At 72.6% G+C, this 2,185-nt stretch carries 3 protein-coding genes; 2 read left to right on the forward strand and 1 reads right to left on the reverse strand.

Going from position 1 to position 2,185, the window contains the following annotated elements; genetic code table 11:
- Positions 1-851: D-alanyl-D-alanine carboxypeptidase/D-alanyl-D-alanine-endopeptidase (locus AC1D01_RS31315; protein ID WP_477873402.1), on the reverse strand; the 851-nt coding region annotated here is incomplete at its 3' end.
- Between the two features lie 41 nt (positions 852-892).
- On the opposite strand from AC1D01_RS31315, the gene tsaB reads away from it, so the two are divergent.
- Positions 893-1,612 carry a tRNA (adenosine(37)-N6)-threonylcarbamoyltransferase complex dimerization subunit type 1 TsaB gene (gene tsaB, locus AC1D01_RS31320; RefSeq protein ID WP_477873404.1) on the forward strand — a complete coding sequence of 240 codons (720 nt, stop codon included), beginning with the start codon at positions 893-895 and terminating at the stop codon, positions 1,610-1,612.
- Positions 1,609-2,109, forward strand: coding sequence for a ribosomal protein S18-alanine N-acetyltransferase (rimI, locus tag AC1D01_RS31325; RefSeq protein ID WP_477873406.1), 501 nt, complete (start codon positions 1,609-1,611; stop codon positions 2,107-2,109). The genes tsaB and rimI overlap by 4 nt, the downstream gene beginning before the upstream one ends.
- Positions 2,110-2,185 lie beyond the last annotated feature (76 nt).

A 2,185-nucleotide genomic window follows, 5' to 3' on the forward strand; every position in this document is an offset into this window, starting at 1 on the left:
CGGCCGCTCAGTTTGCCGCCCATCTCGTGCCACAGGCCGCGCAGCAGGCGCTCGCTGTAGCGCTGCGGCTCGGGCCAGGCGATCGACCACGACTTCTCGCCACACAGCTTGCGGAAGCCGCCGGCCACCTTCAGCTTCGCCGGGTCGGCGACATCGAGCAGCAGCGGCGCACGCCAGTCGTCGCAGGGGCCGGCGATCAGCGGCACGCCGTCGTCGACCTGCAGGCCCGCCAGCGGCACGTCTGCGGTGATGCGGGCGACGCCGGCCACCGCGTCGGGCGCGAAGGTCAGCGTCAGCGACTTGTAGTTCAGCATCAGCGCATCGGGCTGCACGTTGTACGGGCGCAGCGGATCGCCGTCGAAATCGGCCGGGTTCTGCAGCGCCGGGCGGAACGCGCTGCGGTCGAGCACGATGTCGCCGCGGATCTCGTGCACGCCGAGCTGCTGCACGCGGCGCAGCATCATCCACAGCCGCTCGGGCACGAGCTTGGGGTCGCCGGTGCCGCGGATCACGAGGTCGCCGTCGAGCACGCCGTTCGGGCCCGGCCTGCGCACCGTGCCCTGCAGCCAGACCGGCGTCGACCACGTCCACGCCGGGCCCAGCAACTCGAGCGCGGCCGAGGTGGTCAGCAGCTTCATCAGCGACGCCGGGTTGACCGGCTGGCGCGATTGCCAGTCGAGCCGCGGCGCGCTCGCGCCGACCTCCTGCACCCAGGCGACCATCGCCTCGCGCGGCACCTTGGCGGCGTCGAGCGCCACCTCGGCCTCGACCGGCAGCGGTGCCGCCAGCGCGGGCATCGCGGCCCACAGCCCGACGGCGCCCAGCAGGATGCGTCTCCCTACATTCCCCATCTCCTGATGATCTCACGCACCCCGGGCTTTAGACTGTCGCCATGGGCACGCTGCTGGCTTTCGACACCTCCACCGACGCGATGGCAATCGCGCTGGTCGCGCCCGGGCGGCAGGCCGCGCACGACGGCGCCGGCGGCGCGCAGGCCTCGGCCGCGCTGATCCCCGAGCTGATGGCCTTGCTGGCCGCGCACGGCCTGGCGCTGGCCGATGTCGACGCGATCGCCTTCGGCTGCGGCCCCGGCGCCTTCACCGGGCTGCGCACCGCGTGCTCGGTGGCCCAGGGGCTGGCGTACGGCGCGGCCAAGCYGGTGATCCCGGTCGACAGCCTGATGCTGGTGGCCGACGATGCGCGCGCGCAGACCGATGCGGCCGAGGTCTGCGTCGCGATGGATGCGCGCATGGACGAGATCTACGCCGGCCGCTACCGCTGGAGCGACGGGCACTGGGCGGTGACCGCGGCGCCCGCGCTGTTGCGCATCGAGGCGTTCAATGCGCTGCTGCAGGAACAGCCCATCGACGTGATCGCCGGCTCGGCGCTCGATGCCTTCGGCGAGCGGCTGGTGATCGCGCCGTCGGTGCGCCGCGTGCCGCAGGCGCGCTCGCGGGCCGAGGCGCTGGCGCGCGTCGCCACGCAGCTGTGGGCGCAGGGCATCCGTGTAGCTGCCGCGCACGCGCTGCCGGTCTACCTGCGCGACAAGGTGGCGCAGACGACTGCCGAGCGCGCGCACGACAAGGCGATGAAAGCGAAGGCGTTGGCATGAGCGCGGTACTGAGGGACAAGCGCCTGCTGCTGCCGCTGGGCGTCACGCAGCTCGATGCGGTGCTCGAGATCGAGCGCCAGGCCTATGAATTCCCGTGGACCCACGGCAACTTCATCGACTCGCTGGCCGCCGGCTACGTGGCCCGCGTGATCTACGGCGAGCGCGGCGAGATGCTGGGCTACTTCATCGCGATGCCCGGCGTGGACGAGATGCACCTGCTGAACCTGACCGTCGCGCCGGCCTTCCAGCGCCAGGGCCACGCGCGCTTCCTGCTCGACGAGCTGGTCGCCGTGTGCCGCGAGCGCCGCGCCGGCCAGCTGTGGCTGGAGGTGCGGCAGAGCAACGAGCGCGCCCGCGCGCTGTACCTGCGCTACGGCTTCCAGTCGATCGGCATGCGCCGCGGCTACTACCCGGCGTCGCGCGCCACGCACCCGAGCGGGCGCGAGGATGCGGCGGTGATGAGCCTGCAGGTGGAGGGTGCCGATGCGCTGGAGTGAACGCCAGGTCGCGATGCTGCAGGAGATGGGCATCCGCGTGTGGGATGCGCCGGCGCAGGGCGACGAGGTGGCGGTG

This window comes from Rhizobacter sp. P3_B12, assembly GCF_056402895.1.